Origin of the sequence: Aquirufa lenticrescens (assembly GCF_019916085.1) — a bacterium.
GTDB lineage: Bacteria > Bacteroidota > Bacteroidia > Cytophagales > Spirosomataceae > Aquirufa > Aquirufa lenticrescens.
Genome location: NZ_CP049834.1, coordinates 1502501 through 1522649, shown reverse-complemented (window position 1 = coordinate 1522649; position 20149 = coordinate 1502501). Strand labels below are relative to the sequence as shown.

Genomic DNA, 20149 nt, shown 5'->3' with positions numbered 1-20149 from the left:
TTGGCTTACCCATCTATCTACCTAGCTTCTACGACCGAAGAACTATTTCGACGAATCGACCAATTGAATCCGGAGAGTCAGGGGCTTTGGGGTAAAATGACCGTGGGCCAAATGTTTTCGCATTGTGCCGTTCCTTACGAGCAAATTTTAGGAACTAATACGGATCAGCCACCTCTTTTGATGCGCCTAATCCTTACGTTATTTCTAAAAAAATCGATGGTAAACGAAGTGCCTTATAAACGGAATTTACCAACCGCCCCTAGTTTTATTCGAACAGATAAGTATGATTTCTCAATAGAGAAAGAGAGGCTGAAAAACTACATTAAAACCATTCAAGAGATGGGTGCAGAAAAATTAGCTGCAACCCCTTCCTTGAGTTTGGGCACTTTATCGGCTACGGAATGGAACAATCTCCTTTACAAGCATATTGACCACCATTTAGCGCAATTTGGCGTTTAATCTATCTTTCTATCACAATACTTGGATCGACCACATACCGGCCAGATTGATCTCCATATAGCGACAATCCACCTTCTGTCGATTCGAATCGCAAGATCAATTTACCCGTTTTAGCAGCTTGTTGCCAAGCAGCCGTAGGTATCACTCCTTGCACTAAATAACCGTAGGTTCCCGCTTCGTCTAGCTTGTTATTGCGCGCCTGATAGTGCCAAGACAAGATCCCTTGGTGATCAGCCGGATCGTCCGCCAAAATCGTTTCTTGCGCAAGCATCCCATTTGCACTTACTTTCAGTTTTGCTGGGCTTGCATAACGATCTGTTTGAGGGTAGGCATTGGGATTTACGCCTGGGTCAAAGGTTCCTTTGCCGAGCATGTAATCCCCATCCATTTTCCCCGCATCATCCCGGTCTTTACCTAGGATAGGTTTAGAAGAGGCCTCCACTAAGAATCGAACTTGTTTGATACCTTCAGCGCCAGCGGTAGGGAAAGGAATTTCGTATTCGAAATAACCCGCTCCTGCCCCATTCAATTTATGTCCTAAAACACCCGTCCATTGTTTTTTCGGCCAGCTAGATGAGCTATAACGCTCCACTGGCACCGAAATCAATTGTCCTTTTGAAGGTTGTATAGTACCCTCTTCAACAATTAAATGCACAAAATTACGGTGCACCACTTTTCCGGATGCATCGCTTAATTCAAACGCTAAGGTATTAATGGATTTATCTGCTGGTAAGGTAATTGAGAGTGAATCCAAGGCCTTCACCTCCCAGGCAGCATAAGTTAAAGCCGAGGTTTTAGTCCAGCGATTCAACTTTTCGCCCGCTGCATTCGTACCTGATAAAGACATTTTTAAGCTAAGTGACCCAGCCGTATTCGTCATGGAAGAAAGATGCAAAGGAATTTTAACCTGTTGACCGGCCTTGCCAGCCCAATTGATTTCTTGTCCAGTAGATAGGTAAAAAGGTCCATGGAAATCTTTCAGAGACATCCCAGGGACAATAGCGTTCAATCCCGTTTCCTTTTCAGTTCTGTCAAATTTGTAATAGCCATTCCATTCGTTAATTACGTCGTGGTGCTCCGTATATAACCAGCCAGCCAGTCGCGGGTAGTTTCTAAATGAGTTCAAGGCTTTGTGGTAATCGAAGGTATAATCAACATCTCCGGTGCTTCCTTGATATCCCCAGACATTCCCAAATTCCGAGTTGATCATCGGTTGGGTACCTTGCTGGTAGCCTTTTTCAAAGTTCCAAGTGCTTCCGGGATAGGTTTTCGCGGCAAAATCGCCTACTAGTTTATCCCATTCATAGCCGGCCTGGTAGGCATGCCATGAGTTAATGTCGGTTTCCGTGTGACCTCTTCCGCAGCAAACGGAATTGTCTTCGACGAGGCGAGTGGGGTCTAAGGTTTTGGCCAAATGATACACCGACGCCACCCAATTCTGGGTTTCCGGCGTATAAATCGATTTATTATCCTTGTGTGTGAACAAACCCCAAGTCTCATTGAACGTAATCCAGGAGAAAATCGCCGGGTGATTGTAATCGCGTTTGATCATCTCGTGCAAGGTATACTCCGACTCCTTTTGCATCGCCGCATCCGGATCACCCCACGAATTAGGCAAATCAGACATCACCAAAAGTCCTAATTTATCCGCCCAATAGAGCTTGCGCGGCACATCCACTTTAATGTGTGTGCGTATTCCATTCAAGCCAATTCGCTTGCTTCGCACAATCTCGTCCTTCATAAATTGATCGGATGGGAAGGTGTAAAAACCAGTGGGATGGTAGCTTTGATCCAGTGCCAATTGAACATAAATAGGCTTGTTATTCAATCCAATATACGGAATCTTCGAACCTGGTAAATTCACCACCGATATTTTCCGCATCCCGAAATAACCGTTCACAACATCATTACTAGACTGCAATTTCAAGCCATATAAATATGGATCTTCCAGAGACCATAAATGCATCGCCTTCAAAGCAATTTCTGCCACACCCTCCTGTTTCCCAGCCGGAATCAAAACCGATGTCGTTTGTCCATTCGACAAACTAATTTTCACCTCTTGCTTTCTCGGAGCAGGTGCTTCTAAATAAACTTTAACCTGTGCCTTTTTAGAGTCAATATCCGGATTGACCGCATAATGATCTATAAAATTTTGGCCTCTTGCCTCTAAATAAACCGTCTGCCAAATCCCCCGCGCATTCCCATATCCTTGCTTGCCATAGAGCGTAAACATCCGACGCTTATCATCCACACGAACCGCAATCTGGTGTACAGAACCCGGTTTCACCCCTACTAATTCCGCATCGAAGGGCGTATAACCACCTTGGTGTTTGCCTATTTGAACGCCGTCTAAAAATAGGGTTGTCTCCCAATCGGACGCCCCTATGTTAATGAAAACCCGTTTGCCCGTCCAAGTAGCTGGAATTTTAATTTCCTTGTGGTACCAGGCCACATCTGCTTCATCTTTCACCTCAGAAAGAGGTGATCCCCACGGAAAGGGCACGAGAATTTTCTTCGCATAGCGACTCGGAGCTGTTAGCGAAGAATCAAACGTAAAGTCCCAATAGCCATTCAAGTTCAGCCATTGATCCCTTTGTAGGTCTGGGCGTGGATGTTCAGGAAGAGGTTGTTTATTTTGTGCAAGCGCACAGAAAGATAATCCAGCGAGCAGGAATAGGATGATTTTTTTCATAGGTTTAGATTGGGACACCTGGTGGGTGAAGGTACAAATTTGGCAAAAAATCCGGGATATTTATCAAATAAGCGTAATTTTACAGAATGAGTGAATTAGCGGAATTAAAGAAAAAAATCCCTACCCAAGTAGCTGTGTTAGGTGGAGGTAGCTGGGCCACGGCTTTGGTGAAAATCCTTTCTGAAAACAATGTGAAAATTAAGTGGTGGATCCGCCGTAAATCGGACGTTGAATTCATCCGCAAATACAATCACAACCCCAGCTATTTGACTGACGTGGCTATCAATCCACGCAAAGTAAAGACTTACAGTAAGATGGTGGATGCGCTGGCTGGTGTAGAATACATCATTCTAGCAGTCCCTGCTGCCTTCATTCCGAGTACATTAAAAGACCTCAATAAAAAACATTTCGAGGGCAAAAAAGTGGTTTCTGCCATCAAGGGAATGATTCCAGACGAAAACCTTTTGGTGACAGACTGGATGGAACGCGCCTTTAATTTGCCTTTAGGCCAAACCTGTGTCATCGCTGGTCCTTGCCACGCGGAAGAGGTAGCTTTAGAGAAACAATCCTATTTGACCATTGCGTCACCCGATTTAAGTTTAGCACAATCGTTCTCGAATCTATTAAATAGTCGCTTCTTGCAGGCGCACGCGATCCAGGATTTGTATGGTGTGGAATACTGTGCCGTTATTAAGAATATCGTGGCGATGGCCTGCGGAATTACCCGCGGGTTGGGTTTTGGGGATAACTTCCAGGCCGTGCTCGTGAGTAATGCGATGCAAGAAATTAAGATCTTTTTAGATGTCGTTTATCCGGAGAAAAACCGAGATTTGAATAGCTCAGGCTATTTAGGGGATTTGTTAGTGACGGCTTATTCGCAGTTTTCGCGTAACCGTACTTTTGGAAATATGATCGGTCGCGGCTATTCCGTGAAGTCAGCACAAATCGAAATGAATATGATTGCGGAAGGCTATTATGCCGTGCGCAGTATCTACAGCATCTCGCGCCAGCACAATATTAAATTGCCTATCATCGAGGCGGTTTATAATATCGTGTACGAAAAAGCGAATCCGATGCTTGAGATGAATAAGCTGAAAGGGTTCTTAAAGTAAGTAGGAGCGAATTAATTCGGCTGTTTTGGCCAAAGATTCAGCCGACGGCTTCATCTTCTCTTGCGAGAAATTAATATCTAACATACGGTTCATCGGCACCAAATGCACGTGTGCATGAGGTACTTCTAAACCAATCACTGCTACCCCTACTCGCTTGCAAGGAATTGCTTTCTTGATTGCTGGGGCGATTGTTTGAGCGAATTTCATCAAATCCCCTAGCAATTCTGGTTCTAAATCGAAGATATAGTCTACCTCTTGTTTCGGGATTACGAGAACGTGGCCTTCCACTAAAGGCATCACATCTAAGAATGCCAAAAAACGATCGTCTTCCTTAATCAAATGACAAGGAATTTCTTTATTGACTATTTTGGTAAATATCGTGCTCATCTTACTCGATACGTTTTAAATTACATTTAGTGATCGGCTTAATAATCATGGGTACTTTCTCTAGTTTTACCGCATCCGAATCCAAACCGAAGTACTTGTCCTCCGAATGTGTAAACTGCTTCACGAAGAAATAGGCCTTCATCACCATTCGATCTAATAAAGGTAATTCGTTATCGAAGGATAAGAATTTCTCCAAAACAACGAAACGGAAATCACCGATCACGTTTTGCTCGTTCAATGATTTATAACGAGAAGTTATATCCACTTCCCCACGAGAAACCATCTCCTCCACTACCTTACGGAAGTATAAGTTAATGCGCTGCTCGACTTTGAAACCTAGCTTAAAGTTTACCTTAATGATGTCATCTGGTTCAATCACCGTCACTTTGTATTCCATCGCATACGGATCATCCAAGGTATCCACGTGCACAAACCAATAGATATCTGCACGCTTAGGGCGACGTTGGAAAATAGAGTAAATAATCTTCGACTCAATATCCGTCACACGACCCGCATTGGACATAAAGACTAAGTGCGTCGCGTATTTAGGGATTGTCTCATCCTTACTCAACTCTTTTAATGGCTCGATATAATCCGATAACTTCTCATATTCCGTCAATTTCTTCTTAATGCGTGTCGCTCTAAACCATACCCACATGATCAAAATAATGACCCCAGCGATGAATAAAGAAACATAACCTCCATGCCAGAACTTCTGCAAGTTCGCCACTAAGAATGATCCTTCTAGCGATACATAAACGGCTAAGAATAAGAGAATCCACCACATATCCACTTTCTTGATATGTAGGTAATATGCCATTAATGAAGTTGTCATTAACATTGTCATGGTGATAGCAAGACCGTAGGCCGCCTCCATATTCGCTGATTCTTTAAACCATAGAACAACGCCCACGCAACCCATCCACAATAAAATATTGATGGAAGGAACATACAATTGTCCTTTTTGGTCAGATGGATAAACCAACCGAACACGTGGCCAAAAGTTCAAGCGAATCGCCTCCGATATCAAGGTAAAGGATCCCGAAATCAAAGCTTGAGAAGCGATAACCGCCGCAGCCGTCGCAATCATGATACCCGTAAATAAGAACTCACGAGGCAATAATTCAAAGATTGGTTTACGAACACCTAATAATGCTCCTTCGTGCGCTAACAACCAGGCTCCTTGTCCAAAATATTGTAAAATCAACGCAATCTTCACAAAAACCCAGCTAATGCGAATATTCTCCTTACCACAGTGGCCTAAATCAGAGTACAAGGCCTCTGCGCCTGTTGTACACAAAAACACCGCTCCCAAGGTCCAGAAACCGGCAGAACCCGCTTGATGCGTCGTCAATAATTCCCACGCATACATAGGAGATAACGCTCTAAAGATAGACCAATCTTGACCGATCCAGATTAAACCCGTAAGTCCTAACATTGAGAACCACAATAACATAATTGGTCCAAAAAGCTTACCTACCACCTTTGTTCCAAAGATTTGGAAGATGAATAGCACCGTTAAGATAACAATAACGATAGGCACGGTATCCGTTACAAACGGTGTCCCATCCTTGTGGTGAAGCATTTTTAATCCTTCAATCGCGGAAGAAACCGAGATAGGCGGCGTAATAATACCATCTGCTAATAAGGTCGCTCCACCAATAATGGCTGGTAAAGTTAACCACTTCGCATGGCGTCTTACTAATGCAAAAAGGGCAAAGATCCCGCCTTCACCCTTATTATCTGCTCGTAAAATTAAAATCACATATTTCAACGTTGTCTGTAATGTCAACGTCCAAAAAATACAAGATAATCCGCCTAATACGGTTAATGAATTAATCGGATTATCTCCGATGATTGATTGCATTACATACAAAGGAGAAGTTCCAATGTCCCCGTAAATGATCCCCATCGCTACTAATAGACCAGCAGCGGTGGCTTTACTTTTGTGTTTGTGTTCCATTATTAATCTCTAGGGAGTAAAAGTCTTATCAAGTGGCTTTGTTTATCTTAAAAATTAAATGCAATAAATGCACAAAATTGTACTATTTGTATCTGTTTTCTTGAAATATTTCAAGAAACGGATGCAAATATAGATTTAATTTCCTGATAATGAATATCCTTTGAAATTAATTTAAACGATACGTATCGACTGATTCTCCGGGCTCGATTTTTAGCACGCGAGTGAGGACTAATAGGACTAATTTTCTGGAAGCCAGCCACATAGGAATTTGGGCTTGTTGGGCTAACTCAGTTAAGGTTATTTGGCCATTCTGCCGTACATAATCTAATAGGAAGCGCTCGATGTCCCCGTAGGCGAAACTGATGCCGTCATCGTTTTGGCGACGTAAAATTTGCTTCATTTCTTTGCTCGCCTGAATGGTGCGGTCTTTGACGCGAACATAGCAAATGGGATGTGGGTCTGTATCTAGTTGAACAAAATGCGGTTTATCCACGCTTTCATAGACTTGATAGACCAAAACCTCTCGTCCATTATCCAAGCGAATTCGGTAGGCTCGATAAGTGAAAACAAGAAAACAATATTTCTCAATCGCTCGCTCCAGCAAAAACTGTTCTTCCTCCGCGAACTTTACTCCTTCAATCACCCCAGCATCGCTGACCCCGACGAATAAATGACCTCCATCGGTATTGGCGAAAGCCACTAGTTCCTTGATAATTTTCTCCGGGAACTTCACTTTCATTTTGAACTCTAATCGAATACCCTCTCCGTGACGTACGAGATTTCGCAGATTTCGAAGGTCGAGCAAATTCTCCTCTTCATCTCCTAAGGGTATATCCAATAAAATCTCTGATCCGATGCGCATAACACCCTTAATTTAGGAATTATTTTTTTATTTACTTAGTATAGTTATTCAATAGACAATATGTACCTTTGTAAAAAATAGGACAAAATGCATCTCAAAACGCTCGAAAAGGAATTACTATCCAGATCATTGCCTGAACGAATTCAGTTCATTGCCTCCTATTTTGCAGGGGAGCGCCTCGTTTTCTCTACCTCTTTTGGTCAAGAAGATCAGGCAATTACCCAGGCTATTGCCAGTACAAAATCGGCCATCGAGATTTTTACACTTGATACTGGCCGTCAATTCCAAGAATCCTACGAATTGATGGATTTGACAATTAAAAAATACGGTATTTCGCTACAAACCTTTTTCCCTAACACCTCCTCAGTGGAAACCTTAGTAGCAAAAAAAGGATTTAACTCCTTCTATTCCTCTGTAGAGAACAGAAAAGAATGCTGTTTTGTTCGAAAAATGGAGCCATTAAATCGTGCCTTGCAGGGAGCGAAAGTGTGGATTACCGGTTTAAGGGCAGAACAATCAGACAATAGAGCCGATATGCCCATCATCGAATGGGATGAAAACCGTCAATTATGGAAGATTAACCCCTTAATTGATTGGAACTTTAGCCAATTAGAGAAGTACTTACAAGAACATAAAATTCCCCAAAACCCCTTGCACAAGAAAGGGTTCATCTCCATCGGCTGCGCTCCGTGTACGCGAGCCATTTCGGAGGGAGAACATCCCCGTGCGGGTCGTTGGTGGTGGGAGAATTCCCAAAAAGAATGTGGTTTACACGCCTAAGATATGCAGACAATACAAGACAAAATCGGTCATTTCCCTCGCCAATTAGAGGATGAATCCATCTACATCCTGCGGGAGGTGGCAGCGCAATTCGAGCGTCCAGCCTTACTTTTCTCGGGAGGAAAGGATTCCATTACCTTGGTTCGCTTAGCCCAAAAGGCTTTCTTCCCAGGTAAAATTCCTTTCCCTTTAGTCCACATCGACACAGGTCACAACTTCCCGGAGACGATTGAATTCCGGGATTGGTTAGCGAAAGAAACGGGGGCCAAATTAATTGTACGTTACGTACAAGATTCAATCAACCAAGGTAAAGCGACGGAAGAGTCTGGTAAATATGCTTCACGAAACGTACTTCAAACAGTAACGCTGTTAGATACCATCGAAGAATTCAAATTTGATGCTTGTATCGGTGGGGCGAGACGTGATGAGGAAAAGGCGAGAGCAAAGGAACGTATTTTTTCGGTGCGCGATGATTTTGGGCAGTGGGATGCGAAGCGCCAAAGACCTGAGTTATTCGATATGCTGAACGGCCGGATTGCTGTAGGAGAAAACGTGCGCGTGTTTCCTATTTCGAACTGGACGGAATTAGATGTTTGGAACTACATCAAAGAAGAAAAAATGGAGATCCCTAGCATCTACTATTCGCACCAACGTCAGGTGATTGAGCGTGATGGTATGCTTTGGGCAGATTCTGAGTACTTGAACAAGGAAGCAGATGAAATTCCATTCGAGGCGACTGTTCGTTTCAGAACAGTGGGCGACATGACGTGTACAGCAGCAGTAGCTTCCGATGCCACAGATATCGATGTGATTATTGAAGAGATTCTTTCTGCCGAAATTTCGGAACGCGGCGCGCGCATTGACGACAAACGTTCGGAGGCGGCGATGGAAAAGAGAAAACAACAAGGGTATTTTTAATTCAATCAGAGACAAGAACACATGGATATTTTACGCATAGCTACCGCAGGTTCCGTTGATGATGGAAAAAGTACCTTAATTGGACGCCTGTTATACGAGACAAATTCGATTACCAAAGATAAAATTGAGGCCTTAGAAAGTGCTTCTAAACGGAAAGGACTTGACTTTCTTGATCTTTCCCTATTAACCGATGGCCTCATCGCAGAACGCGAGCAAGGAATCACCATCGATGTGGCGAATATTTATTTTTCCACGCCTACCCGCAAATACATCATCGCGGACACGCCAGGTCACGTGGAATATACCCGCAACATGGTGACAGGGGCTTCAAATGCGAAGGTTTCTTTAATCTTAGTGGATGCTCGCCAGGGCGTAGTAGAACAAACCGCACGTCACTTATCGATCGCCGCGATGTTGCGTATCCCGAAAGTGATCATTTGTGTGAACAAGATGGACTTAGTGCAATACCAAGAATCCACTTTCAATGCAATCAAAGATAGTCTTTCAGAACTAGTCGCTCAGACCACTTTCGAAGGACAGGAAATCAGTTTCTTACCTATCTCTTCTTTGTATGGCCAAAACATCACGCAGAAAGCGAGTGAAATGCCTTGGTTCAACGGGAATACGTTATTAGGTGAATTAGAAGCCTTCGAATACGCCTCTACTTTGGCGCATGCACCTGCTCGTTTCCCGGTTCAATTTGTCGTAAGACCAATGACGGAGGCTTACCACGATTTCCGTGGCTATGCCGGGAAAATCAGCTCAGGTACTTTCAAAGTGGGCGATGCCATTCGCGTCTTGCCTACAGGACAAGAAAGTACGATTGCTACGATTGAGAAATTTGAATCGAAATTAGATCAAGCTATCGCAGGGGATTCTGTGACCATTACGTTGTCGACGGATGTGGATATATCACGTGGAAACACGCTTGTGTTAGCTTCAGAGGAAAATGCACCAGCCTTGAAAGACTTTTCCGCCCAAGTATGTTGGTTAGATCACACGGCATTGAGCCCAGGTAAAACGTATTTATTGCAACACGGAATCAATACAACCAAGGCCAAAATTTCTCAAATTACGGAGCGCCTTGATGTTGCTACTCAAACATCTACTCAGGGTGTGGATACGCTGAAGTTAAATGAGATTGGAACGATTGCGTTGCGCACGGCACAACCGATCAGCGCAGATCAATACGCTGCTAATCCAGCGAATGGAGCCTTTATCCTAATCGATGAATTCTCGAATTCAACGGTCGGTGTAGGATTCGTAAAATAAGTTTATTGGTATTTTTTAGGGGCGTAGAGGAAGCCAAAAGCCTCTGCGCCTTTTTTTGTGTGCACCTCGTGGTGCACATAATGCGCCTTCATGATGCGCTTCATATACGCAGAACCGGCTTTGTACTTGATTTTAATACGGCGGTGAACGATGATATCGTGGAAGATGAAATAGAAGACGCCATACGTTGCAATCCCTAATCCGATGTAAAATAGTGGCCAGTAGGCAGGAATTTCAGCACCTACGATAATGGTTAACGTGGAGGAGATCCCGAAAACAACCGAAAACAGATCGTTTTTCTCTAATTTATCTTTGTGGTGTACGTGATGCGACTCGTGCCAGTTCCACATAATGCCGTGCATAATGTACTTGTGCGTGAACCAAGCAACCCCTTCCATTCCTAGAAAGGTTCCTAACCAAAGTAAAATTCCCATTAACATCATAACGCTATTTCAACCAAAATTACGGCGAATTGTTTTAAAATCCACCCTCGACCTTTGGCCTAAATCAATTATCTTTGTAGGCTTAGAGAACACATATGATAGATAAGAATTACGCCCCGCAGGAAATTGAACAAAAATGGTATGGCTACTGGTTAGAAAACAAGCTTTTCGCTTCGAAACCTAATCCGAACAAAGAGGCGTACACCATCGTGATTCCTCCTCCTAACGTCACTGGGGTGCTTCATATGGGCCATATGTTGAACAATACGATTCAAGATGTCTTGATTCGAAAGGCGCGTATGGAAGGTAAAGAGGCTTGTTGGGTGCCGGGAACAGACCATGCATCGATTGCGACAGAGGCGAAAGTAGTAGCCATGTTGAAGGAAAAAGGCATCTCTAAGGCCGATATTACTCGCGAGGAATTCCTGAAATATGCTTTCGAATGGAAGGACAAATACGGCGGAATCATCCTAGATCAATTGAAAAAATTAGGCGCTTCATGTGACTGGGATCGTACCCGTTTCACCATGGAACCCTCTTTATACCAAGCGGTTATTGACACGTTTGTGCGATTATATAACAAAGGCTTAATCTACCGTGGCGTGCGTATGGTCAACTGGGATCCACAAGGAAAAACAGCTGTATCAGACGAAGAGGTGATTTACAAGGATGTTCAGGCCAAATTATACCACATCCAATATCCCCTCGTTGATGGCAGCGGATCGGTAACGATTGCTACGACGCGTCCTGAAACCATTATGGCGGATGCGGCGATTTGTGTAAATCCAGCGGATGAGCGCTATGTTCATTTACACGGTAAAAAAGTTCGTATCCCCTTAATAGATCGCGAAATCACTATTATTCCAGACGAATACGTGACCTTGGATTTTGGAACGGGTTGCTTAAAAGTGACTCCTGCCCACGATTTGAATGATTACGAATTAGGTCTGAAACATAAATTACCAGTTATCGACATCTTGAATGATGATGGAACTTTGAACGAGAAGGCCGTTTTATTCATAGGTGTAGATCGTTTCGAAGCGCGAAAACGCATCGTAAAGCAATTAACGGAAGAAGGTTATTTGACCAAAACGGATGAATACAAATCGACCGTGGGGACTTCAGAGCGAACAGGTGCGGTAATCGAGCCAAAGCTTTCTTTACAGTGGTTCATGAAGATGGAGGAGATGGCAAAACCAGCTTTGGACAACGTCATGAATGACAACATTCAATTACACCCGGCGAAATTCAAAAACACCTACCGTTCTTGGATGGAAAATGTACGTGATTGGTGTATTTCCCGTCAATTGTGGTGGGGTCAGCAAATCCCTGCTTTCTATTTAGAGGACGGCACGTTGATCGTAGCGAAAGATAAAAAAGAGGCCTTGCGCATTGCAAGAGACAAATACCAATTGTATGCTTTAGTGGAAGATGATTTAACGCAGGATCCGGATGTATTGGATACCTGGTTCTCGTCTTGGCTATGGCCTATCTCGGTTTTTGACGGCATCGAAAACCCAGATAATGAAGAAATTAAGTACTATTACCCAACGAATGACTTAGTCACTGGACCAGATATTTTATTCTTCTGGGTAGCGCGTATGATCATGGCGGGTTACGAATGGAGAGATGAATTGCCGTTCAAGAATGTGTACTTGACGGGTATTGTTCGTGATAAGCAAGGTCGTAAGATGTCCAAATCATTAGGCAACTCACCTGATCCGTTGGAACTAATCGAACGTTTCGGCGCGGATGGCGTTCGTTCGGGCTTATTATTCTCCGCTCCGGCTGGGAATGACTTATTGTTCGATGACAAATTATGTGAACAAGGGCGGAACTTCTCGAACAAAATTTGGAATGCGTTCCGACTTTTGCGCGGCTTAGAAGTGGTTCCAGGTGCCTCATTACCAGAACACGTATTAGCAACGGCTTGGTTTGAGTCGAAATTAAACCAAACCATCATCGACGTTCAAGATCACTTCAGTAAATTCCGTATTTCAGATGCCCTTTTAAGCATATATGAATTAGTTTGGGATGATTTCTGTGGTAAATATTTAGAGATCATTAAGCCGGCTTACCAAACCCCTATTCACGCAGATACGCTACATGCTGCCCTAGGTTTATTCGATTCTTTAATGCGTTTAATGCATCCATATATGCCTTTCATTACCGAGGAGATTTGGCAAGTGATCGATGAACGCGCAGCAGGAGAGTCGATTTGTAAAGCTGAATTCCCATTAGCGGGTCCTGTTAATGCTAGCTTAGTTGCTCAATTCGATGTGGTATTCGAGGTGGTAACGAAAGTACGCGAGATTCGTAATTCGAAGCAGCTATCTCCTAAGTTAGCTTTAGCATTGCACATCAAGGCTGAAAACAAGGCTGCCTATGCACCTGTTGAAGCCATTATGGTGAAATTGGCTAATTTAGAATCGATCACATTTGTAGCTGATGCCGTAGCAGATGCCCAAACGTTCGTCGTGAAAGCGGATCAATTCTTCGTTCCTTTAGCGAATGATGAGGATCCTGCGGTAGTGAAAGCAGAATCAGAGAAGGAATTGGCATATCTTTTAGGTTTCAAAAAATCAGTAGAAGCGAAATTAGCGAACGAGAAATTCGTAGCGAATGCGAAAGCGGATTTAGTAGAGCGTGAAAGACAGAAATTAGCCGATGCAGAAACGAAGATTCAGTCCTTGCAAGAATTGCTAGCTCGTTTAGGATAATGAAGTTTATTTACGCGGTTTTCTTCGGTTTGCTCCTTTGGTCATGTTCTTCAGAAAAGGAAGCGCTGGCCATTCAGTGGGATTTTCAAAGAGTGGAACGCGTAATGGCCGCAGCTAAATCAGATGCGGAAATGAGCGCGGTGTTAACTAAATACCCGGAGATCAGAGTGGGGTATTTTGGCGCTACAACCGAAAATGCACCCTTTCTAGCTCAAGACCTTTATCGATTATATGCTAATCCCGCATTGCGAAAATTCTACGATCAGAGTCAAGAGCCCAGCTTTTTTGGTGGCGATTCTCTCGAAATAGAACTCAAAGCCGCCTTTACCAAAATTCAACAGGAATTCCCTGGCGTTAAAACTCCGAAGATCAGAACAGTATTCTCCGGTTTTGGTGGCGTAGGTGGCGGCGAATATACCGCACAAAACTTAGTCATTTCGGACTCCTTGATTATCATCGGACTTGACTTTTTTATGGGATCTCGCGGTCTCTATAAAGCGCCCAATGTCTATGAATACCAAATGCGCCGCTTGGAACCGAAAGCAATGGTCGCCCAAGTGATCCTCCAATATTCTGCCTTTTTGATCAAACAAACAGAGAATGATGCGAGTTTATTAAGCGATATGATTTGGTATGGCAAAGGCTACGTTTTTACGAAAACGATTTTGCCTTCCGTACCCGATAGTTTATTGTTCGGGTATACAAACCAAGAAATAGCAGAGACGAATGCCTTCCAAAAAGAAGTTTGGGAACATTTTATCGATCGCAAATTGTTATTCAGTAACGATAAAAACGTCAAGGCAAAATACCTAGATGATCGTCCCAAAACGACGGAAGTCGGTCCCGCCTGCCCAGGCAGTATCGGACGCTGGTTAGGCTGGCGCATCGTGGATTCCTATTGGAAACAAAAGCCCAAACTGAGTTTGGCAAAAATAATGACCGACCCTGAAGCCAATCGATTATTCCTCGATTCAGGCTACCGTGGCGAAGCAGATAAAAAATAAGATGGCAAAAAAACAACACGGTGATATAGGCGGAGGAGTAGATCCAAAAGATGCCGTTAAAGTCAGCAAACAAGGTCTTTCTAAGGCCGTGAAAATCTTCCGATTCGTCATACCTTACAAATGGACGTTCATCGTGGGGATGGCTTTCTTGTTGTTATCTAACCTAACGACCCTCAGTTTCCCCCTTTTAATTGGGGAAATGACCAAAGTAATCGAAGGCAAATCAACTTATAAGATCAACGATGTAACCCTGTTTTTCTTTGCAGTCCTAATTGTTCAAGCCATCCTTTCCTTCTTCCGCATATACACGTTTGCGCAAGTCTCAGAGAAAGCGATGCGCGATGTTCGTCAGACATTATACGCTAAAATTATCACCCTGCCCATTTTCCACTTTGAGAAAAGACGCGTTGGGGAATTGATGAGTCGCATTACTTCCGATATCACCCAACTACAAGATGTGTTATCCATTACCTTGGCAGAGTTCTTTCGCCAGGTTTTTACCCTCGTAGGCGGCGTTGCGCTCATTACGTACATCTCCTGGAAGCTAACCTTATTTATGTTAGCTACTTTCCCGGTACTAGTGATTTCAGCTATCGTTTTCGGTAAATTCATTCGGAAGATCTCCAAAAAAGCACAAGACGAACTAGCCAATACGAACATCATCGTAGAGGAAACGTTAACGTCCATTCAAGCTGTTAAAGCATTTACAAATGAGAAATACGAAGTCGATCGTTATACTACATCTTTGAATAAGGTGTTAGGCGAGGCATTGAAAGCAGCCACCCTGCGGGGCGGATTTGTTAGTTTTGTGATCTTCGCTTTATTTGGTGGAATCGTGGGAGTTGTTTGGTACGGTGCCGCTTTAGTGGCCCAAGGGGATTTAATTCTGGCTGATCTTTTGACTTTCATTTTCTACACAGCCTTTATCGGAGGTTCCGTAGGAGGTTTAGGAGATATCTACGCCCAATTACAAAAGACCATTGGTGCCTCAGATCGTATCCTAGAAATCTTAGGAGATCCATCGGAGATTGATTTAACACGTGATTCTTCCGCTTCTGCGGTTTCATTCGGGCAAATCAAGGTACAAGACCTCGAGTTCTCGTACCCTTCTCGTCCTTCCGTTCAAATCATCAAAGGCATTAACTTTACCATTGAACCTGGTCAAAAGGTAGCCATCGTAGGAACTTCTGGAACCGGTAAATCAACCCTAGCGCAATTATTTATGCGTTTTTACGAGCCTAACGCCGGATCCATTTCACTAGGTGATCGTACTATTGCAGATATCGACATTACCGAATGGCGCAAAATGGTGGCTCTAGTACCTCAAGAAGTATTACTTTTCGGAGGAACCATCCGCGAGAACATCGCCTATGGAAAACCAGGGGCAACGCAAGCAGAGATCGAGTCCGCTGCTGAACTAGCCTATGCCAAAGAATTCGTCGAATCATTCCCAGAGAAATGGGATACCATGGTAGGTGAAAGAGGTGTGAAATTATCAGGGGGTCAAAGACAGCGCATCGCTATCGCCCGCGCCATCCTCAAAAACCCTAAGTTCTTATTATTGGACGAAGCCACGAGTGCACTAGATTCTGAATCTGAAAAATGGGTACAATCTGCTCTAGAGGAACTCATGAAAAACAGGACGAGTTTGATCATCGCACACCGTCTATCCACTATTCGCTCTGCCGATTTAATCATTGTCATGGAAGAAGGAAGAATCGTAGAATCCGGTTCTCACGAAGAATTGATGAAGAAAAAATCAGGGATTTACCAAAATATGGTCAAATTGCAAACGGAACATTTGGGCTAAATGAGTTCTTCCTATTCACTTTCGGATTTTGACCTTAGATCAACTCCCTGCCGAGTTGATGTTTTAACTACCTTTCAAGCGGTAGAATTCGCGCTAAGCCAGGGTGATATCGAACAAAAATTGAGTGATCAATACGATCGCGTAACAGTATACCGCACCTTAAAGACCTTTTTAACCCAAGGCTTACTCCATAAAGTACTAGACGACAATGGTGGCGTGAAATACGCTCTATGCAAAGAACTCTGCCACCAAGGAGATCATAACCACCAACACGACCACGTACATTTCAAGTGCAATCAATGTGGCCAAACCACCTGTCTAGAAACAGTTCATATTCCCACCATTCAATTACCTGCAGGCTTCACGAAGCAAGAGAGCAATTTGTTGATTCAGGGGGTATGCTCTCTTTGTAGAGTATAGATTATAGAGGAGAGAGGATAGATGGTGAATGGTGGTCACTAGTCCGGAGGGAGGGAGTCCGGAGGCGATAAGCAAAGTTCAAAGTTCAAAGACCAGAGTTCAAAGAGCAGAGTGCGTAGGGCGATATTTCCCGAGTGGATAAAAAACGAGGCGGCAGCCTCTTTTTTATGCCGTATCTCTACTCTTTGCTCTATACTCTCTAATCTGTTTCCTGACTAGTGTCCACTGACTACTGTCTACTGCCCACTGTTAGGCATAAAAAAAGACCCACACTTTCGGTGCAGGTCTTTTTAAATAACTTGGAGCTTACTTACTTTCCCGGGTTTGATCCCAGTATCATCAGCGGTGCGGGGCTTAACTTCTCTGTTCGAGATGGGAAGAGGTGAACACCCGTCCTATCGGCTCCATACTTTTTACAAGGCATAGCCTTTTTCCATATTGTGAGATAAAATAAACAGCAGTGTGTAAATTAATAAAAGGTAAGCTTTCGGGTAATTAGTACTACTCGACTTTGACATTACTGTCTTTACATCTGTAGCCTATCGACCGTGTCGTCTACACGGACCCTTCATGGAATACTCATCTTCAGGTCAGTTTCGCACTTAGATGCTTTCAGCGCTTATCTGGTCCCGACGTGGCTACTCAGCTATGCCCTTGGCAGAACAACTGATATACCAGCGGTCAGTCCAACTCGGTCCTCTCGTACTAAAGTCAGAACCTGTCAATATTCCTACGCCCACAACAGATAGGGACCGAACTGTCTCACGACGTTCTGAACCCAGCTCGCGTGCCACTTTAATCGGCGAACAGCCGAACCCTTGGGACCTTCTCCAGCCCCAGGATGTGACGAGCCGACATCGAGGTGCCAAACCTCCCCGTCGATGTGAGCTCTTGGGGGAGATCAGCCTGTTATCCCCAGAGTACCTTTTATCCTTTGAGCGATGGCTGTTCCATACTAAACCACCGGATCACTATATCCTACTTTCGTACCTGATCGACTTGTCGGTCTCACAGTCAAGCTCCCTTTTGCTATTGCACTCTACGCACGGTTACCAAGCGTGCTGAGGGAACCTTTGAAAGCCTCCGTTACTCTTTTGGAGGCGACCACCCCAGTCAAACTACCCACCAAGCAATGTCTCCCCTTTGGGGATTAGAATTCCAGTACAAGAAGGGTGGTATTTCAACGTTGGCTCCCCGATGCCTAGCGACACCGGCTCACAGCCTCCCACCTATCCTACACATCCAGTACCAAAACTCAATGCTAAGCTATAGTAAAGGTTCATGGGGTCTTTCCGTCCCGTTGCGGGTAAACGGCATCTTCACCGTTACTACAATTTCACCGAGCTCACGGCTGAGACAGTGCCCAGATCGTTACACCATTCGTGCAGGTCGGAACTTACCCGACAAGGAATTTCGCTACCTTAGGACCGTTATAGTTACGGCCGCCGTTTACTGGGGCTTCAGTTCAATGCTTCGTGTTGCCACTAACATCCCCCCTTAACCTTCCAGCACCGGGCAGGTGTCAGGCCTTATACGTCATCTTTCGATTTAGCAAAGCCATGTGTTTTTGTTAAACAGTCGCCTGGGCCATTTCTCTGCGGCCACGATTGCTCGTGGCTCCCTTTATCCCGAAGTTACAGGGTTAATTTGCCGAGTTCCTTAGCCGTGATTCACTCGAGCGCCTTAGAATATTCTTCTCGACCACCTGTGTCGGTTTACGGTACGGGTTACTTATTAGTTATACACGCCTAGACTTTTCTTGGAAGTTTACTCACTACACTCGTTTTGGCATTGCTGCCGCCTCTCAAAGACACTATTCCGTCAGTATCTGGTAACCTGTAATCTCCGTCATCTATTTGCCCAATAAGTAAGTACAGGAATATTAACCTGTTGTGCATTAGGTTGTCGCCTTCGCTAGACCCTTAGCCCCCGACTAACCCTCAGTTGATTAGCATAGCTGAGGAAACCTTAGTCTTTCGGCGTGAGGGTTTCTCGCCCTCATTATCGTTACTCATGCCTACATTTGCTTTTCTGAACGCTCCAGCAAAGCTCGTCGCTTCACCTTCACCGCAGATCAGAATGCTCCCCTACCAGTATATAAATATAATCCAAAGCTTCGGTACTTTACTTGATGCCCGTTTATTATCGATGCCCGCCTCGCTCGACCAGTGAGCTGTTACGCACTCTTTAAATGAATAGCTGCTTCCAAGCTAACATCCTGGCTGTCACTGCAATCAGACTTCCTTAGTTCAACTTAGTAAAGATTTTGGGACCTTAGCTGTTGGTCTGGGTTCTTTCCCTCTCGGACTGGGACCTTAGCACCCCAGCCCTCACTCCCGGGTATATTTTAAGCCATTCAGAGTTCGTCAGGATTTGGTAGGATTTGACTCCCCCTAGTCCTATCGGTAGCTTTACCTGCTTAAAACTTAACCCCGAGGCTGTTCCTAAAAACATTTCGGGGAGTACGAGCTATTTCTCAGTTTGATTGGCCTTTCACCCCTACCCACAAGTCATCCAAATACTTTTCAACGTAAACTGGTTCGGTCCTCCACTCCGTGTTATCGGAGCTTCAACCTGCTCATGGGTAGATCACAAAGTTTCGCGTCTACTCCCACTGACTAAGCGCCCTATTCAGACTCGCTTTCGCTCCGGCTGCTCACGTCAACGTGATTAACCTCGCCAGTGAAAGTAACTCGTAGGCTCATTATGCAAAAGGCACGCCGTCACCCCACGAAAGGGCTCCGACCGCTTGTAAGCGTATGGTTTCAGGGTCTTTTCACCCCCTTACTCAGGGTACTTTTCACCTTTCCTTCACAGTACTCGTTCACTATCGGTCTCTTGGTAGTATTTAGCCTTACCGGATGGTGCCGGCAGATTCAAAGGGGATTTCTCCAGTCCCCCCCTACTCAGGATACCACTACAATTACATAAACTTACCAATACAGGGCTCTCACCTTCTATGGCCTGCCTTCCCAGACAGTTCTCGTTGATTTACATAATCGATGACGTGGTCCTACAACCCCAGTCTTGCCGCAACAACACTGGTTTGGGCTAATCCGCGTTCGCTCGCCACTACTTACGGAATCACTTTTGTTTTCTCTTCCTCTGCTTACTTAGATGTTTCAGTTCAGCAGGTTCGCCTCCTATCTTAAATAGGATAATAGATCTTCAATCTACTGGGTTGCCCCATTCGGAAATCTTCGGATCGAAGGTCTTGTGCACCTCCCCGAAGCTTATCGCAGCTTAACACGTCCTTCATCGCCTCCAAGAGCCTAGGCATCCCCCATACGCCCTTAATTCACTTACT

14 protein-coding genes and 2 rRNA genes (1 of these 16 only partly in view) are annotated in these 20149 nt (G+C 44.3%); 9 read left to right on the top strand and 7 right to left on the bottom strand.

The features are described 5' to 3' along the window. Entirely contained in the window at positions 1-459 is a 459-nt protein-coding gene (locus G9X62_RS06875; protein WP_223129998.1) for a DUF1569 domain-containing protein, read from the top strand. A 1-nt stretch (position 460) separates the two neighbouring features. On the opposite strand, the gene G9X62_RS06870 is transcribed toward G9X62_RS06875, so the two are convergent. Then, entirely contained in the window at positions 461-3151 is a 2691-nt protein-coding gene (locus tag G9X62_RS06870; protein WP_223129997.1) for a glycoside hydrolase family 2 protein, read from the bottom strand. An 86-nt stretch (positions 3152-3237) separates the two neighbouring features. On the opposite strand from G9X62_RS06870, the gene G9X62_RS06865 reads away from it, so the two are divergent. Further along, positions 3238-4263, top strand: coding sequence for an NAD(P)H-dependent glycerol-3-phosphate dehydrogenase (locus G9X62_RS06865; RefSeq protein WP_130895896.1), 1026 nt, complete (start codon positions 3238-3240; stop codon positions 4261-4263). Here G9X62_RS06865 and G9X62_RS06860 read toward each other — a convergent pair. From G9X62_RS06860 to G9X62_RS06850, 3 genes are all read right to left on the bottom strand, one after another. Beyond that, complete coding sequence (locus G9X62_RS06860) at positions 4255-4650, bottom strand: HIT family protein (protein ID WP_223129996.1); 396 nt, start codon at positions 4648-4650, stop codon at positions 4255-4257. The genes G9X62_RS06865 and G9X62_RS06860 overlap by 9 nt on opposite strands. A gap of 1 nt (position 4651) precedes the next feature. Next, positions 4652-6613, bottom strand: a complete 1962-nt coding sequence (locus G9X62_RS06855) for a KUP/HAK/KT family potassium transporter (protein WP_223129995.1) — start codon at positions 6611-6613, stop codon at positions 4652-4654. Positions 6614-6779: 166 nt separating this feature from the next. After that, positions 6780-7475 carry an AlbA family DNA-binding domain-containing protein gene (locus G9X62_RS06850; RefSeq protein ID WP_223129994.1) on the bottom strand — a complete coding sequence of 232 codons (696 nt, stop codon included), beginning with the start codon at positions 7473-7475 and terminating at the stop codon, positions 6780-6782. An 87-nt stretch (positions 7476-7562) separates the two neighbouring features. Here G9X62_RS06850 and G9X62_RS06845 point away from each other — a divergent pair, with 87 nt between their 5' ends. The 3 genes from G9X62_RS06845 to G9X62_RS06835 are packed head-to-tail and all read left to right on the top strand — an operon-like array spanning position 7563 to position 10445. Beyond that, entirely contained in the window at positions 7563-8255 is a 693-nt protein-coding gene (locus G9X62_RS06845) for a phosphoadenylyl-sulfate reductase (protein WP_223129993.1), read from the top strand. Positions 8256-8258: 3 nt separating this feature from the next. Continuing rightward, positions 8259-9173, top strand: a complete 915-nt coding sequence (gene cysD, locus G9X62_RS06840; RefSeq protein WP_223129992.1) for a sulfate adenylyltransferase subunit CysD — start codon at positions 8259-8261, stop codon at positions 9171-9173. A 21-nt stretch (positions 9174-9194) separates the two neighbouring features. Then, the gene (locus G9X62_RS06835) at positions 9195-10445 is read left to right on the top strand and encodes a sulfate adenylyltransferase subunit 1 (RefSeq protein ID WP_223129991.1); all 1251 of its coding nucleotides are present in this window, start codon (positions 9195-9197) and stop codon (positions 10443-10445) included. Positions 10446-10447: 2 nt separating this feature from the next. On the opposite strand, the gene G9X62_RS06830 is transcribed toward G9X62_RS06835, so the two are convergent. Beyond that, positions 10448-10885, bottom strand: coding sequence for a sterol desaturase family protein (locus tag G9X62_RS06830; RefSeq protein ID WP_223131826.1), 438 nt, complete (start codon positions 10883-10885; stop codon positions 10448-10450). Positions 10886-10983: 98 nt separating this feature from the next. Between G9X62_RS06830 and G9X62_RS06825 the strand changes: the two genes are divergently transcribed. Genes G9X62_RS06825 through G9X62_RS06810 form a run of 4 tightly spaced genes read left to right on the top strand, consistent with a single transcriptional unit; the run spans position 10984 to position 16842 of the window. Next, entirely contained in the window at positions 10984-13608 is a 2625-nt protein-coding gene (locus G9X62_RS06825) for a valine--tRNA ligase (RefSeq protein WP_223129990.1), read from the top strand. After that, positions 13608-14612: a gliding motility protein GldB-related protein gene (locus G9X62_RS06820; RefSeq protein ID WP_223129989.1), complete on the top strand. Its 1005-nt coding sequence runs from the start codon at positions 13608-13610 to the stop codon at positions 14610-14612. Before G9X62_RS06825 ends, G9X62_RS06820 begins: the two co-directional genes overlap by 1 nt. A 1-nt stretch (position 14613) precedes the next feature. Beyond that, positions 14614-16422, top strand: a complete 1809-nt coding sequence (locus tag G9X62_RS06815) for an ABC transporter ATP-binding protein (RefSeq protein WP_223129988.1) — start codon at positions 14614-14616, stop codon at positions 16420-16422. Further along, the gene (locus G9X62_RS06810) at positions 16423-16842 is read left to right on the top strand and encodes a Fur family transcriptional regulator (protein ID WP_223129987.1); all 420 of its coding nucleotides are present in this window, start codon (positions 16423-16425) and stop codon (positions 16840-16842) included. Positions 16843-17139: 297 nt separating this feature from the next. On the opposite strand, the gene rrf is transcribed toward G9X62_RS06810, so the two are convergent. Further along, positions 17140-17251 (bottom strand): 5S ribosomal RNA (gene rrf / locus G9X62_RS06805). A gap of 66 nt (positions 17252-17317) precedes the next feature. Beyond that, positions 17318-20149, bottom strand: a 23S ribosomal RNA gene (locus G9X62_RS06800); it runs 1 nt beyond the window's last position.

What these genes read in the sequence shown, in the direction of transcription:
- G9X62_RS06830 (WP_223131826.1), bottom strand. Translation starts at nt 10,885, where the DNA reads ATGTTAATGGGAATTTTACTTTGGTTAGGAACCTTTCTAGGAATGGAA.
- G9X62_RS06870 (WP_223129997.1), bottom strand. Translation starts at nt 3,151, where the DNA reads ATGAAAAAAATCATCCTATTCCTGCTCGCTGGATTATCTTTCTGTGCG.
- G9X62_RS06815 (WP_223129988.1), top strand. Translation starts at nt 14,614, where the DNA reads ATGGCAAAAAAACAACACGGTGATATAGGCGGAGGAGTAGATCCAAAA.
- G9X62_RS06850 (WP_223129994.1), bottom strand. Translation starts at nt 7,475, where the DNA reads ATGCGCATCGGATCAGAGATTTTATTGGATATACCCTTAGGAGATGAA.
- G9X62_RS06810 (WP_223129987.1), top strand. Translation starts at nt 16,423, where the DNA reads ATGAGTTCTTCCTATTCACTTTCGGATTTTGACCTTAGATCAACTCCC.
- G9X62_RS06865 (WP_130895896.1), top strand. Translation starts at nt 3,238, where the DNA reads ATGAGTGAATTAGCGGAATTAAAGAAAAAAATCCCTACCCAAGTAGCT.
- G9X62_RS06860 (WP_223129996.1), bottom strand. Translation starts at nt 4,650, where the DNA reads ATGAGCACGATATTTACCAAAATAGTCAATAAAGAAATTCCTTGTCAT.
- G9X62_RS06825 (WP_223129990.1), top strand. Translation starts at nt 10,984, where the DNA reads ATGATAGATAAGAATTACGCCCCGCAGGAAATTGAACAAAAATGGTAT.
- G9X62_RS06820 (WP_223129989.1), top strand. Translation starts at nt 13,608, where the DNA reads ATGAAGTTTATTTACGCGGTTTTCTTCGGTTTGCTCCTTTGGTCATGT.
- G9X62_RS06845 (WP_223129993.1), top strand. Translation starts at nt 7,563, where the DNA reads ATGCATCTCAAAACGCTCGAAAAGGAATTACTATCCAGATCATTGCCT.
- cysD (WP_223129992.1), top strand. Translation starts at nt 8,259, where the DNA reads ATGCAGACAATACAAGACAAAATCGGTCATTTCCCTCGCCAATTAGAG.
- G9X62_RS06835 (WP_223129991.1), top strand. Translation starts at nt 9,195, where the DNA reads ATGGATATTTTACGCATAGCTACCGCAGGTTCCGTTGATGATGGAAAA.
- G9X62_RS06855 (WP_223129995.1), bottom strand. Translation starts at nt 6,613, where the DNA reads ATGGAACACAAACACAAAAGTAAAGCCACCGCTGCTGGTCTATTAGTA.